This is a genomic window from Vibrio tubiashii ATCC 19109, from assembly GCF_000772105.1.
GTDB classification, from domain to species: Bacteria; Pseudomonadota; Gammaproteobacteria; order Enterobacterales; family Vibrionaceae; genus Vibrio; species Vibrio tubiashii.
Genome location: NZ_CP009355.1, coordinates 1,508,608 through 1,523,154 on the forward strand (window position 1 = coordinate 1,508,608; position 14,547 = coordinate 1,523,154).

Consider the following 14,547-nt stretch of genomic DNA (forward strand, 5'->3'; position numbering starts at 1 on the left):
TTAACCTCTACACAAACAAGTTCATGACAAGCATTGCACCGAATGCGTTAAGTACTGAGATAGCGATCATTACAGGAATGTAGCGACCTTCAGTGCCGATTGGGCCCATGATGCGTCCCATGTATTGAACTTGAGAACCCATCAGATAAATGGCAGGGGCAAGAATTGCGATATGTGCACCATTAAGAATGCCTTGGTCAAACAGTGTAATAACCACACCTACTGCGCCACCCATCGACATCCAAGCACCAATCAGTACTGCGGCTGCCTCTCCCGGCAGGCCAAATACCGCCATAATTGGAGAGAAAACCGTACCCATTAAATCCAGTGCACCGGTAATTTGCAGCGCTTTGATGATCACAAACGCCATCAGTACATTAGGGACAGTCGAGGTAGTCGCAATTACCCAGCCTTTCTTAGCGCCTTCAACGAAGATGTCGGTTACCATCGGCTTTTTCGCTTGTACTTCACTCATTGTGCTGTCTCCTCTTTTAGATTTTGTGCATTATCTTTGTCTTGTTTGCCTTCTTTACCTTCTGTGATGTTGAGATAAATGCGGAATAGATTCGCGCCGATAAACTTGAAGATAAACATAATTGCAACAGCGAGACCGATAGACGAAGTCACCGCTAGAGAGCCATCAGCCATAGTTAAAGTGAAGAGTACCGCTCCAGATGAGAAGAAGTTAACGATGGTTGCACCCGCTGTGAACTGGAACATGGTGAAGACATCCGTTTCACGCTTGGTGAGTCGTCCTTCGTCTTTAAGTTGACGAGTCATGGCTGCGCCAGCATCGGTACTTTGCAGAGACGCAATCAAGGCAAGACCAGAGCTGCCCGGAATGCCCATTAAAGGACGTAGTAGAGGAGATAGCAGTTTACGCGCCGCATCCAGTGCACCGTAATGCTCAAGTACGTTGATCACACCAAGTGCGAACATAACCGTTGGGATTAGCGTTAGAGCAAAAATAAAGCCATCACGCGCACCACTACCGCCTTTACCACGTAAAGAAGTAGTTGCGGCTTCAACGCCTTCGGCAGTCTCTTTGACATCATAAGCAACAGAACCAAACGAGCCGTTCAAGGTCGTAAAGTCAAGCACCCCATACCATTCGTTCGACTTCATCAAGCCAGAGAAAAACACCACTGCGAAAGCCAAGGCGGCATAGCAGCCCCATGTTACCTTTCGCTCTTTTTGAGTTGGATTAGACATAATTCACCTATGTATTCATATGTGGAACAGAACACATAGGATCATGAAGCAAAGCGCTTCGCAGTATGATGATCCGTATCAAGTAGTAATACGACTTATGTTTCCCCTTTCAATCGCGATCATATTTTGTGATTGCTCGCATAAATAGCACATCAAACCACACCAATAAATCAACATTGCACATCATAAAGATTCATAACTTGTTAATTAATCGCTGACAATTCAAGCAGATCAAACCTACTTCACATACGTGAAACTCATTCGTCTTTAGAATGGGATCATAAAACATAAAACAACAATCCGCTTTCAAAGGAGTGAAAGTATGAAATTGCAGTGGTCCATTTTTGTCGCCCTTTTTTTTCTGCCCTTTTCAACATTCGCCGCATCTTCTTCTGATCAAATACTCCCTCTTACCCAGTCAACCATAGGTTATGCCGCACTGATCATTTTCGGCATCGCTTATACCCTTGTGATGCTGGAAGAGTATCTGCAACTTAGGAAGTCAAAACCGGTTCTACTTGCAGCCGGTATCATTTGGGCAATGATTGGTTACGTGTATTCTCAGCACGATCAAATCGAGGTAGCTAAAGCGGCGCTAGAGCATAATTTGCTTGAGTATGCAGAGCTGCTCCTGTTCTTGCTCGTCGCCATGACCTACATCAGTGCGATGGAAGAAAGGCGGCTATTTGATGCCTTACAAGCTTGGATGGTGGGTAAAGGCTTTAACTTTAAAACCCTGTTTTGGCTGACCGGTATATTGGCATTTTTCATTTCACCGATTGCCGATAACCTAACCACCGCGCTACTCATGTGTGCTGTGGTGATGAAAGTGGCAGGGGACAACACCAAATTTATTAACCTTGCGTGTATCAACATTGTCATTGCAGCAAATGCCGGCGGTGCATTTAGCCCGTTCGGTGATATTACGACCTTAATGGTTTGGCAAGCAGGCCACGTCTCGTTTGCTGAGTTTATGCCGCTGTTTGTTCCGTCAGTCGTTAACTATGTTTTGCCCGCGATTATCATGTCGATGTTTGTGCCGGATGCGAGCCCAAATGTTGTCCACCAGCATGTCGAACTCAAACGTGGTGCAAGACGAATCGTTGCCCTATTTATCCTCACTATTGCAACCGCGGTGGCATTCCATGCAGCGCTGCACTTTCCGCCCGTGATTGGCATGATGATGGGCTTAGCATATTTACAGTTTTTTGGCTTCTTCCTGCGCAGAACGCTCAAAGCCTCTCTACATAAGAAATCATTGATTGCAATCGAGAACCGAGATGATATTGCGTTGAAGCGCTTAGGCTCTGTGGTGCCGTTTGATGTATTTCGACGCGTCTCCCATGCCGAGTGGGACACGCTACTCTTCTTCTACGGCGTCGTTATGTGTGTAGGCGGCTTAAGCTTACTTGGTTATCTAGGAATGATCTCAGAAGTGATGTACACCCAATGGGATCCTATTTGGGCCAATGTCATGGTTGGGATTCTTTCAGCCATCGTCGACAACATTCCGGTGATGTTTGCTGTACTCACGATGGAACCTGCAATGGATATGGGTAACTGGCTACTTGTCACTTTAACCGCTGGTGTGGGTGGTAGCTTACTTTCTATTGGTTCTGCGGCAGGTGTGGCTTTGATGGGAGCAGCACACGGTAAGTACACCTTCTTTGGTCACTTAAAATGGATGCCGGTTATTGCGATTGGTTACGCCGCGAGTATTGCGGTTCATATGATGCTCAACGGAAGCTTATTCACTTAACGGCGCCTTAGGGGGCACAAAATCTTTCTTCAACCAGATACTTGCAATGTCATACTTCGCGCAGACATTGCAAGTCAGAAGCTCACTCTGACCATGGATACGCATCACAATATCTTCACGTTTTTCCTTCGAGCTGTTGCGCATTTGAATCGTTAAATGGTCTTCATCAACCTCAAAGGGCTTGGTAAAATCAAGCCCTTCAGAGTTGATATAAGTCACTTTAGCATCTTTGAATTCAAGTAAGTCGCTATTGTAGTGATTCTCAAACACCCCTGTAAAAGAGTAGGTTTCTTTATTAAGCATGCGCTCTGCTTTTTCTTCTGTGCAGCCAAACAGAGTTACTGACACTACGCTAGAAAGTAATATCGCTATAACAGATTGCTGCTTAACCATGGCGTTACTCCATTTGTTCTAGTTCCAGAAGCTTAGATTTTCTTTCTACACCACCCGCGTATCCAGTAAGCTTGCCATTTTTGCCTATGACTCTGTGGCAAGGCACAATCACCGAGACAGGGTTCTTTCCATTGGCTAGCCCGACGGCCCTTACTGCTTTGGGGTTACCGATAGCGTTGGCCAAATCTTGATAGCTCCAAGTTTCACCGTATGGAATGGTCATCAGCGCCTTCCATACTTGCTGCTGAAACTCAGTTCCAACCGCCGAAATTGGTAAATCAAATTCCCTTCTATCGCCAGAAAAATACTCTTCTAACTGCTTGATTGCTTTAATAAGTATAGGATCATTTTCCGACAATTGACCTAACTCTTCAGGTTGTGTTGTCTGAATTTCAAACCAAACGCCAAGCAAACCTTTCTCATTGGCTTGCAGTGTAACTGTACCTAATGGTGAAACAAAGGTGGTGTAACGATTATTCATGCATGACTCCAGCAATGGAAGGTTGCGTAGCTCCCCCATGGAGAAGCCGTTGCAGCCGATAACTTAGGGAACTGATCAAGGGCTTTTCTCACCACTAAATCCCCCTCCAGAAAACAGTTTGGTTCAGACGCCCCTCGCAAACGTGCGTAGTTGACCGTCCAAGGTCCAATACCTTTCAGCTCTAGCCAACGATCTAATGGTGCTTCAAATCCTTCAATCATAAAATGTGCGAAGCGTGACAGTGTTTCTTTACGACTTTGCGGCATGCGTAAGAAGTTCAAATCAGCCACTGCGACTTCTGAAGGTGTGGGAAAATGTGTCACACACTCAGGTTGTAAAGTATTCACTAATAAGTTCAACTGACCAATCGCGGCTTTAATTGAAACTTGCTGCCCAAGAATCGCACGAACGCCTGCCTCCCAAGTACTCCAAACACCAGGAATGCGAATACCAGAGCATTTGACGAGTTGCGGTTCAATATCAGATAAGTGCTGCTCGATCTGCAATACATCACTGTCGAGATCAAACATACGCCTTAACTGATTAACCAAACTTCTCAGTAACGACATATCATCGAGTTTAAACTCGACGCGCATAATACCGGGCTTGGGGTTAGAGATAGCAAACCAGCCAGCTTGCCCTTCCAGCTCAAAGTGCCTTTGATAGTCAGTATCCGTAACTGTTTCTAGCCCTGAAATTGCTCTTAAGCGGTAGAAATCCAGCATATGCTGCCAATCCAGTGGACCGCGAAAAGCGAGATCAACATGATTAGATTCCGTTTGAATCGAACTACTTTTTCTTACCTGAGAGGGAGGCAGCTTCATGATTTGTTTAAACGCATCATTAAAACGTCGCACACTATTAAAACCACTTGCCAGAGCAACATCTGTGATCGACAAATGACTGGTATGAAGCAATTGCTTAGCAAACATCAGTTGATAATAAAGCGCATACTGCTTCGGTGACATACCAAGGTATTGATTGAAAAGCTTGCGCAGATAGCGATCGCTAATTCCTAATCGCTCAGACAGCTCAACCAAAGAGGCATGATGCAGCGCGCCGTGCTCTATAAGCTTTACCGCTCGCTGAAAGGTCACTTCCACCCCCTTCCACGCCCAAGAGCTTGGTGCGCTATCTGGCCTGCAACGCAAACAAGGACGATAACCGGCTTGCAGTGCTTGCGCTTTATCGAAGTAATATTCCACGTTCTCTTCTTTAGGTAGATTCGCTGGGCAAATAGGTCGGCAGAAGATGCCTGTCGTTTTAACGGCCACATAAAAGCGCCCATCAAACCTGCTATCGCGGGCTATTCTAGCGTTATGACAATCTTTTTGTGTCAGAGTGACAAGGCCACTGTCCATGTGCTTTTCCGATATTGTTCAAACTGTTATCCAAAGTCTAAATCTTCACACAATAAATACTAGCCATTTTCGGAACTGTATCGAATTTGCCAACTGTTTTTCTTCTTCTAAAGTTATTAATGCAGACTAGAAAATAATAAGGAAGTTGGCTATGAACCTGCACTCTTGCACTATTGTGCTCAATGACGAGCTCACCATGACGTGTGACAATGTCGAACAAACTCTCGGCATCATCGATCAACACGGCCCTACCAATATCCACCGCATCCTCATTGATGCTCATGATGGTCAATCCATTCAGAGCTATCACGAACTTAGTATCGAAGAATCGATTGAAAGTTTAATGAGTATGTAGACCCTTATTGACTAGGTGGTTTAGCGGTTGGTTCGCCACCTAGTCCAAAAAACCGTTATGCGGGAAAGCGACTGTAGATGTACTCAGCTTTCCTCTACTTCGACTCGTTCAAAAATTTTGAATATTACGCTCAAATATAAGTGGTTCCTCGAAAGTCAGCGCCTCTCTATACTCTTTTCATAAAGAGACAACAAGGTTTGAACAATTCGAACCTCTATAGATAAGAGACACTATTATGACCAAGACACTTGTACTGAAATCCAGCATTTTGGGCCCTCACTCTCAATCTAACCAACTGATTGATCACGCACTTGAAGGCAAAACTGGCATTGTTGAGCGTGATTTGGCTGCAAACCCAGTCCCAGTGCTGGATATGAGTGTGGCTACTGCATTGCGCGGTGGCGACGATCTTTCGGACGAACAACAAGCGGCACTTACTCTTTCAGATCAGTTGATTGAAGAGTTAAAAACAGCAGACCAACTGGTTATCGCAGCGCCGATGTACAACTTTATGGTCCCGACTCAGCTAAAAAACTGGTTCGATATTATCGCCCGTGCAGGGGTGACTTTCACTTATACCGAAAATGGCCCTGTGGGTTTAATCGAAAATAAGAAAGCAATTGTTGTCACAACGCGTGGTGGTCTACACAAAGACTCTCCGCGTAACTCAATTGAAAGCTACGTCACCACTATGCTTGGTTTTATTGGTATTACAGAGGTTGAGTTTGTCTACGCTGAGGCGCTTAATATGGGCGAAGAAACTGCTCAAGCTGCTCGTGAAGACGCACTAAAACAACTAGTCAGCTTGGTTTAAGAGGCTCTTTCTTTAAAAGACTGAGGGTAATCAGATACTAAACGCCTCGCTAAAAGCAAGGCGTTTTTACATCTTGTTAAAGCCAAATACTATTCGTCATCTATTGGCAAATCTGCCATTTGTTGAAGACTGTACGCCGTTACCGGATCGATAGTTTTGACTAGCTCTTCCACTTGTTTAATCGCTTCAATCGATGTGCTCGCTTTACGATAGCTCAAATAGATTGGACGATACCAGTCTTCCACCCCTTCAACCTTATGTAGCTGACCAGAAGCAAGGAAAGGTTCGACTAACGAAGCAGGTAGGTAGGCACTGCCACCCTTCTCAAGAATAAAATCTAACGCGATACGAGCTGTCGATGTACGTAAGTACGGCGCTGGGATCTTCGGATGACGCTCAGCGTGCTCTGAAGCGAATTTCGTTCCCCAATCCACATAGACATATTTGTCTTCAAACACCGATTCAAGCGAGTCTTGGTGCGTAGAAACTAAAATTAGGACTACATCGGCAACTTTTTTGCAGTTGAGTTCGTCCGCTTTGATTTGGTCAAAAGCAAACGCCATATCTAAGGTACGCTCTTGCAAACAACGAGAAAGCACTTCGCGCCCCATGATCTCAGCCATAAATCCATAGCCTTCGAACTCGTCGGTAACCAAGCTCAAACAGTTTTGTAGATACGCATCCCAAACACTAGGCGTGCCACCTAAAGTTAACTGGAGCGCCTTACCACTTTCCAACGACAGCTCTAATTTCGCTTGCTGTAAGGTACTAACCATGACCTCAGCGTAACCAATCAGTCTTTCGCCTGCCGATGTAAGTTTGATGTTGTTACGATCACGAATAAACAGCTGGGTATCAAAATAGCTTTCTAGCTGCTTGATTCGCGCGCTCACTGCAGCTTGGGTGATGTACAGGTTTTCTGCGGCTTTACCAAAGTGCCTTACTTGCGCCAGTTCTAAAAACGTTCTAAAGACTTTTACGTCCATGGGATTTCCTCTACCGACAATCTTGAAAGGTTAGCAAGAACGGTAATTTTTTATAATCTTCAAGTCACTAAAGTGTTATCTAAATTTAATAAAACTATTCGATAGTTAAGATAAAAATGTTTTGTTTTTCTTTTATGAATTTTACGCCTACTTTTCGCTCTAGTTCACCCATGTAGGTTTTTATAGAGGCTACCAAAATGTCAGACACTCAATTTCGTCATGGCAAAAAACGTTTTTACGACAACACTAAGTTTCCGCGCGGTTTCGCTAAGTCCGGCGATTTTACGCTCGCAGAAGAAGAAATCCTAACGCTTTATGGCGATACCATGCTTGGTCTTGAGTCAGGAGATCTGCAACCTGAAAATGCCGAAGAGAAACACTTCGTTAAAGTACTGGTGCACCCAGGCAAAGCAAAGTCAAAGTTAGAGCGAGTATGGTTAAAGTATGTGCAGTTAGCTCGTGGTCGTAAGCGCTTCCACACACTTAACGGACGCACTAAGCCTGATGCAAGTAGCGTTGAAGATTACTCAGATGACGTTAGTTTAGTCGAAGAAGATTAACGCTAAATATAAAAAGCCCCCAGTAATGGTTTAACCAATTAATGGGGGCATTTCAGTATCTAGGGCTTTATAACAAAAGCAGAGAGGTTATTTAGCGTTCACAGCCTTAACAAATGCTTCTTGAGCACCATCTATGTTAAGTGCTTTTGCCTCATCTAGTAAGCTTAGTGCTTTAGGTATATCTCCATTTTTGACAGCCTTCTCTATTTGTTCAATGTAGAAGTCAGAACTGTCTACGCTCGAAGGAACATACTCTGAATGCTCTCTAATACGCTTTGTCACTATGTCGTTGGCAGAGACATTTAATCTTAGAAGTCCATTCGAAGCATGAAAGACTGTTGGATCTTCAACCTGTGGTGGAACTGTACTCTTTGCCATTGCAAATAGCTTTGCAGGGTGCAATACCGTCGAAGTATTCTGGACATCGGATAATGTAGTGTAGATCAGTACACGAAGAGGCTGTAGTGAACTATCAGGGACCACAGTCAATTTAGTTTCAAACATATCAGGGTCGAGATATTTGGCATGCTTGTAATTAAATTCGTTGAAGTTTCTCTGATACAAGACGTTATCACTTGCATCAAGAATCATTATATTTGCAGCGTAAAGTGATTTCTCGTTCTGAACTAAAGTTGATAATTCAATATCTAAGCTACCTCGATTTCCAGGTAACTCAAAAGCAGCAATTGGGCCAATGCTGTTTTCATTCAAAAGCGACTGGCTCTGCTCCGATACTTTAAATTCAACAGACGCTGGAACTTCTAACTTTTGCCAATCAACATCCGCTATTCTTGTAATCTGTATCGAATCCGCCGGAGCTACCGTTGACACCGTATCAGTACTCGTGCATCCAAACAGTAGAGCAGAAAATAATAGAGGGTAAAACTTATTCATACTAATCTCCAGACATAAAGCCAAACGAAAAGCAGCCAGAATAACTCTGGCTGCATGCAACTATCAATGTGAAAGTTGTTTATTCACTTGGCTTACCACCAAGCTTCTACCTGAACACCAACCATTGTTTCAGCTTTATTGCCGTTGGTGTCGTCTTTAACTTTATCGCCAGAGTAGTTAGTTACGTATGCGCGAATAGAAGGACGAGCCCAGAAATTAGAACCTGCGTTCCACTCTTGCGCTAGCGTAACTTTAGTTAGGTCTTGCCAGTCGTTACCTTCAGTTCTCTCATTTGCGTAACCCAACTCTAGCACTGTAGCCATTGTCTCATTCCATTTATAGCCAGGGCGTACAACAAAATTGTAGAAGTCTGTTTTGCCTTTCATGAAGCTATTTTTAGAAGTTGTTTCATCAATATCTTTAGAACCATAAATTGCTGAGTAACCTAGATTCCATTGATCTTGTTCAACCACACCCCAATCGATGATACGCCAGCCGTTACCTTTCACTGCGTTCATACCTTCGCCAGCATGGTTATCGAAGCCACCAATTGCCAAGCCATCAGTACCGTACTGGAAGATTAACTTGTTAAAGCCACCGAAGAAATTACCTTGAGTGTGCTCAATTGTCGCAAGTGCACCAGTATTGTCAGTCAATGACTTGTTGCTTACTGTTTTTTCTTGCCCTTCAGAAAGAGACGCTGTACCAACAATTAATGCTAAGTCAATTGAGCCATTTTCGTTTGCTTGAATGCCAGACAGACGGAAGTCACCTTTGTATGAACGACGCCAGTCGTCACCGTGAAGGCCATTTGAGTAATCGTCTTGCCAATCTTCAGAAGACATTGTCACTGCAGCAGAAAAGTTACCGAATCCAGTATCGATGTTCTCAATACCAGCACCATAACCTGAGTTGTTTAGGTAGTAGAAATCAAGGATGTGAATGTCTTTACGTTGATAGAAGCGCTTACCACCCCAGATAGTGTAATCTGCATAGTCAGCCTTAACAAAAGCTTCGCGAAGAGAAGTGTTGCCACTATCCCAAGGACCACCATCGCCTACACGCTGCATAGAGTTGCCTTGGCGATCAACGTTTCCTTCTTTTGACGCGTAAGCAAAACGAGTGTGTACAGAAAATGCAACGTCATTCTGATTGTAAACTTCTTTACCCAGTGCGATCTCAGCATAAGTATCTACTTCATCACCAAGACGGCCTACCGCATGACCTGAACCACCATTACCATATGATGCTGCAGCACCACCATCTACGTTTGTCCCGATACCCGCACGCATGTAGCCATTGAACTGAAGCTCACTTGCGAATGCAGAACCAGCAACTAAGGCACTTACCACTGCGGCAGCCAATACACTTACTTTTTTCATTTTTAACTCCATTTAGGGTTTATTATTCTTGTTCCGCTCTGATTAAGTTTTTCCGTAAAGGCAGAAACAGAAGTCATTAAAAAGAGAGGTAAGATGGGCAAGCCCCCCGAGACTTAACCCCATTTGCTTCAACTGCAGCAAGGTTACCTAGGGAGGAGAAAAATCGACTCATCCAGATGAGAAATAGTTAGGGGGGATGAGAAAGGATGAGAAATCATACCGCACAATATTTTTATGTATTGAGTCACAAAAATTGGGCTGAGAAATAATGTTGTTAGAAAATTAGCTAGATCAAAACGCAACCTAGCTCACTATTTAACGCTTAATCATCATAATTCTGAAATAAAATTACATTTATAATTTTGTCGTAAGGCGCTTGACCAATCTCCTTCAAAACTATTTACTTAAGATTCAACAATAAATAAATACAGTAAAGTAGTGATCATGACGTGCTCCCGTCCATACCCTTTAGGCGCAACACCAGATAATAAAGGGTGTAACTTTTCTATATATTCTCCTAATGCAGACGATATCCAGTTGGCGTTATTTAATGACAACGGTGAGTTTAAAACCTACCCATTAACCAACGAATACGCTGGAATTAAGTTTACCTATATTGAAAATATCTCAGTTGGGCAAAAATACGGATACATAGTTAAGCAAGGTGATAAACCGCATTTGATTTCAGATCCATACGCCAAAGCGATAGAAAAGACGCTCCACTATTGCACGCCTTTTAATTCTGAAAAGAGTTTTCAACTGGCTAAGTGCGTTGTGGTTGAAGATACATTTGACTGGCAAGGCATCGCTAAACCTAACCGCCCTCGTGAAGATATGGTACTATTTGAAACCCATGTGAAAGGCGTAAGTAAGCTGAATTCTGCAGTCCCTGTTGAACAACGTGGTGGCTATCTTGGTTTGGTCAGTGAAGCCATGCTCAGTTTCTACAAGCAACAGAATATCAATACGCTCCAACTACTGCCTGTCGCCGCATGTATGCACGAGCCTCATCTGTTGAAGATGGATAAGGTAAACTACTGGGGCTACAACCCACATCTATTTATGGTTCCTGATCCGCGCTATGCAGCCGAAGACGCTGTCACTGAGTTAAAGACGGCAATACGAGAATTGCATCGCAATGGAATCGAAGTCATTCTTGATGTGGTATACAACCATACGGCTGAAGGGGGAGCTGAAGGTCCTGTCTTTAACCTAAAGGCACTCGACGATCGTTATTATTTCAAGCATGGCGATCAATACGCCAACTTTACTGGTTGCGGCAACACGGTTGACCTCTCCTATCAACCTGCTATGAACCTAGTCATGGACACGCTGAGGTACTGGGCAAATGAGTTCCAAGTCGATGGATTCCGCTTTGACTTAGCCGCCACGCTTGGTCGTCATGGCGAGCACTTCAGCCCAGATTCCGCCTTCTTCAAAGCGGTTGCTCAAGATCCAATCCTGCGTGAAGTCAAATTGATCGCAGAACCATGGGACATAGGCCCGAATGGCTATCAAGTCGGAAACTTTCCGTTTGGGTGGAATGAATGTAACGATAGACTACGCGATATTACACGTAGTTTCTGGCGAGGTGACCAAGGTTTCTTGAAAGAGTTTGCCACCCGAATAATGGGCTCACGTGATCTCTATAGTGCTGCTAATTGGCCTTACAAGCTCACCGTTAACTACATCACTTACCACGACGGTTTTTGTATGCAGGATCTTGTGTCATACAAGCATAAGCATAATGAAGCCAATGGAGAGCAAAACCGGGATGGGCATGGTGACAACCGCTCAGACAATTATGGCGTAGAGGGCGAAACGGTAAACCCAGCTATCATTGAGCTACGAGAAAAGCAAAAGCGTAATTTTATGGCAAGTTTGCTGTTCGCGTTTGGCATTCCGCATATTCTAACAGCAGATGTGCTTTCTCATACGCAACAAGGCAACAATAATGCTTATTGCCAAGATAATGAAACAAGCTGGTTAAACTGGCAGCCTTCAGAAAACAAAACAAAGTTTAAGTCGTGGCTGGCAGATATGGTCGCAGCCAGACAAAAGTATATGGTGCCATTTATTCGCGCGTTCAGTGGTGAAAAGCGCAATGACAACCGTATATACTGGCGACGACTTGATGGAAGCTTTATGGAGCACGACGATTGGAATCGCCTTAGCTCCGTTGCTTTGCATTTAGGAATAGGTGAAACCGGAGATGAGCTGTTCTACTGCATTAACCAAACCAACGCACCAGCTCGTTTTACTCTGCCTGAAAACGACAAAGCAGAGTGGACTATGATCTGTAATACAGACACCCACGAACTACATCAAACCATTGATCATAAACAAGTATTGGTGTCACCTCGTTCAGTAGCAATCTTTTTTGCTCGATCTTAACTTCACAACAATGAGCAGTATAGTGACATGCTGCTCATTTTTAACTCCCCAACTAGGTATAACCTAGACTTATATTCATTGATGTGCCTGTGAAATCAATTTAATATACGCCGCAAAATAATTGTACCTTCCCCATTATTATCAGTTGGCACATCATGGCGTTACCAAAATTTCTTCTTCGAACGCTCAGACCGTACGCAATTCTCTTAGTTGTAGGTATCATCTACGCGGCATATCATCAATTTCAGAAATCCGAAAAAAACGCGTACTCTCAATCATTTTCAAATTTAAAAACCGCTTCAAGCCTAATATCGTCTCAAGTCGAAGCGGCAATCAGTAAACTCTATATACTAGATGATGCGACTTCCGTAAGTGAGTTTGATACCACTGCACAGCGAATTCTCGAACATACACCTTCGTACATAGACATCATTTCCGTTAGTCACGAAACAGGCCAATTCCGTTCAAGTGTACTCGCACCAACAATTTCAGAGCGATCCACACAAATTGTTTGGCACCCGCTCGACCAAGTTTCTCCTCATATTTATGTTTCCTCAATATACGAAAAGCAACCAAGAAAATGGGTCTTTGCAGTTAAGTTTATTCAACGAAACAACGATGAAATATGGATAGAATTTGACCTTAAATCTACTACGCAAAGTTTGTTAGGTCTTCGCACTTTAGACAGTGGCTATTTGTTTGTAGTGGACAACACCAATGGACGACTAGTTTTTCATCCTACCCCACACCGTATCGGCACAAAATCGATCAGTTACCGGGCGGGAATTGATGAGAAAATTGATAGCGGACACCTCTTCGGCAAACACGAGTACTTTTACAAAGGTCACCTCAAACTATCGGTGTTTGACGGCAACAACCCATACAACTGGATTTTCATTGCTGGAACAAATCGCTCCGATGTCCTTGCCGCTACGCATCAATTTGCCTTAACAGCCGTTGTTATTATTTCTCTGTTGTTGCTCGCGATCATAGTGAACTATCTTATTTATCAGCTAAATAGACATCTAGCGGAACTCAACACCAAGGTCGAACTGGCAGATTTCAAACACTGCTTACGCGATATTTTGAATCGATTTTGCCACAACAAAGGCATTCAGATTTGTTTCTATGATGCTGACTATGAGCACTTTACGACGATTGATTATCATGGAAATAGCCATATTGTTTTGCACGATAGTGAACTGGCCAAGCGTTTCACTCCGAGTTCGATGAGCTACAAAGGTCGCCGCTACGTTGATCCTTTAGCCAAACGTTTACAAATCAACTCACGCCACTACACTCTGCCGCTATTTGATCGAGAAAACTTAATCAGTGTCATCTATATCAAAGCAACCTTTCCTGGCTTTCATAGTGTGTTAAGGATGATCCGAGACTACTCTGAAGTCGCGTTATCTAACCTCTTGATTCATAAAAGACTGCGCAGTAAAGATGTCATGACACACCTTGACAATAAGCTCACTCTTCGCGAACAAATGGAATCACACATCAACGGTGAGCATATTTATATGGCCATGCTAGATATCGACCATTTCAAACGTATCAATGACCAGCACGGACATTTGTGTGGAGACCAAGTAATCATACAAACCGCAGAGCTGATGAAAAAATGTTTCCCCAAACCTAATGCTCTCAGCCTTGCCCGATACAGCGGAGAAGAGTTCTCCCTTCTATTTAGAGCCAACGATGAGAACGATGCCTATGAACAATGTGAGCTTTTACGTTACATGGTAGAACAATCTAAAGTCGTGTTTGATGATCTTCCGGTGAAGTACTCAATCAGTATCGGGATCACGTCAATGAAAGGAAACCAAAACATGACCATAGGCCGCGCAGACAAAGCGCTCTATCAAGCCAAAGGGCTCGGGAGAAACCAAGTTGTGTTAAATACCTTTGATTAAAGACAACCATTTAAAATTGAGCAATAATGGATTTTCG

At 43.6% G+C, this 14,547-nt stretch carries 14 protein-coding genes; 6 read left to right on the forward strand and 8 right to left on the reverse strand.

Annotated elements, in window-relative coordinates; translation table 11 throughout:
* Positions 1-7: 7 nt before the first annotated feature.
* Entirely contained in the window at positions 8-475 is a 468-nt protein-coding gene (locus IX91_RS21960; protein WP_004745719.1) for a YjiG family protein, read from the reverse strand.
* Positions 472-1,212, reverse strand: a complete 741-nt coding sequence (locus IX91_RS21965; RefSeq protein ID WP_004745718.1) for a nucleoside recognition domain-containing protein — start codon at positions 1,210-1,212, stop codon at positions 472-474. The genes IX91_RS21960 and IX91_RS21965 overlap by 4 nt, the downstream gene beginning before the upstream one ends.
* A gap of 322 nt (positions 1,213-1,534) precedes the next feature.
* Here IX91_RS21965 and nhaD point away from each other — a divergent pair, with 322 nt between their 5' ends.
* A complete protein-coding gene (nhaD, locus tag IX91_RS21970; RefSeq protein ID WP_004745717.1) occupies positions 1,535-2,971 on the forward strand; it encodes a sodium:proton antiporter NhaD in 1,437 nt (478 codons plus the stop codon).
* On the opposite strand, the gene IX91_RS21975 is transcribed toward nhaD, so the two are convergent.
* From IX91_RS21975 to IX91_RS21985, 3 genes are read right to left on the reverse strand one after another with little or no spacing between them, the layout of a single operon-like run.
* Positions 2,960-3,364, reverse strand: coding sequence for a hypothetical protein (locus IX91_RS21975; RefSeq protein WP_004745716.1), 405 nt, complete (start codon positions 3,362-3,364; stop codon positions 2,960-2,962). The genes nhaD and IX91_RS21975 overlap by 12 nt on opposite strands.
* A gap of 4 nt (positions 3,365-3,368) precedes the next feature.
* Positions 3,369-3,845 carry a methylated-DNA--[protein]-cysteine S-methyltransferase gene (locus tag IX91_RS21980; protein ID WP_004745715.1) on the reverse strand — a complete coding sequence of 159 codons (477 nt, stop codon included), beginning with the start codon at positions 3,843-3,845 and terminating at the stop codon, positions 3,369-3,371.
* Complete coding sequence (locus IX91_RS21985; RefSeq protein WP_004745714.1) at positions 3,842-5,206, reverse strand: DNA-3-methyladenine glycosylase 2 family protein; 1,365 nt, start codon at positions 5,204-5,206, stop codon at positions 3,842-3,844. Before IX91_RS21985 ends, IX91_RS21980 begins: the two co-directional genes overlap by 4 nt.
* 151 nt (positions 5,207-5,357) lie before the next feature.
* Here IX91_RS21985 and IX91_RS21990 point away from each other — a divergent pair, with 151 nt between their 5' ends.
* Both IX91_RS21990 and IX91_RS21995 read left to right on the forward strand, forming a co-directional pair.
* Positions 5,358-5,561 carry a hypothetical protein gene (locus tag IX91_RS21990; RefSeq protein WP_004745713.1) on the forward strand — a complete coding sequence of 68 codons (204 nt, stop codon included), beginning with the start codon at positions 5,358-5,360 and terminating at the stop codon, positions 5,559-5,561.
* A 235-nt stretch (positions 5,562-5,796) separates the two neighbouring features.
* Entirely contained in the window at positions 5,797-6,375 is a 579-nt protein-coding gene (locus IX91_RS21995) for an FMN-dependent NADH-azoreductase (RefSeq protein ID WP_004745712.1), read from the forward strand.
* An 89-nt stretch (positions 6,376-6,464) separates the two neighbouring features.
* Here the strand turns inward: IX91_RS21995 and IX91_RS22000 are convergent, their stop codons facing one another.
* Positions 6,465-7,361, reverse strand: a complete 897-nt coding sequence (locus IX91_RS22000) for a LysR family transcriptional regulator (protein WP_004745711.1) — start codon at positions 7,359-7,361, stop codon at positions 6,465-6,467.
* Positions 7,362-7,558: 197 nt separating this feature from the next.
* Here IX91_RS22000 and IX91_RS22005 point away from each other — a divergent pair, with 197 nt between their 5' ends.
* Positions 7,559-7,921, forward strand: coding sequence for a DUF413 domain-containing protein (locus IX91_RS22005; RefSeq protein ID WP_004745710.1), 363 nt, complete (start codon positions 7,559-7,561; stop codon positions 7,919-7,921).
* An 87-nt stretch (positions 7,922-8,008) separates the two neighbouring features.
* On the opposite strand, the gene IX91_RS22010 is transcribed toward IX91_RS22005, so the two are convergent.
* Both IX91_RS22010 and IX91_RS22015 read right to left on the reverse strand, forming a co-directional pair.
* Positions 8,009-8,815, reverse strand: coding sequence for a MalM family protein (locus tag IX91_RS22010; protein ID WP_004745709.1), 807 nt, complete (start codon positions 8,813-8,815; stop codon positions 8,009-8,011).
* A gap of 92 nt (positions 8,816-8,907) precedes the next feature.
* Entirely contained in the window at positions 8,908-10,197 is a 1,290-nt protein-coding gene (locus tag IX91_RS22015; protein WP_004745708.1) for a maltoporin, read from the reverse strand.
* Positions 10,198-10,641: 444 nt separating this feature from the next.
* Between IX91_RS22015 and glgX the strand changes: the two genes are divergently transcribed.
* Positions 10,642-12,591, forward strand: coding sequence for a glycogen debranching protein GlgX (gene glgX, locus IX91_RS22020; protein WP_004745707.1), 1,950 nt, complete (start codon positions 10,642-10,644; stop codon positions 12,589-12,591).
* Positions 12,592-12,746: 155 nt separating this feature from the next.
* Complete coding sequence (locus tag IX91_RS22025) at positions 12,747-14,510, forward strand: diguanylate cyclase domain-containing protein (RefSeq protein ID WP_004745706.1); 1,764 nt, start codon at positions 12,747-12,749, stop codon at positions 14,508-14,510.
* Positions 14,511-14,547 lie beyond the last annotated feature (37 nt).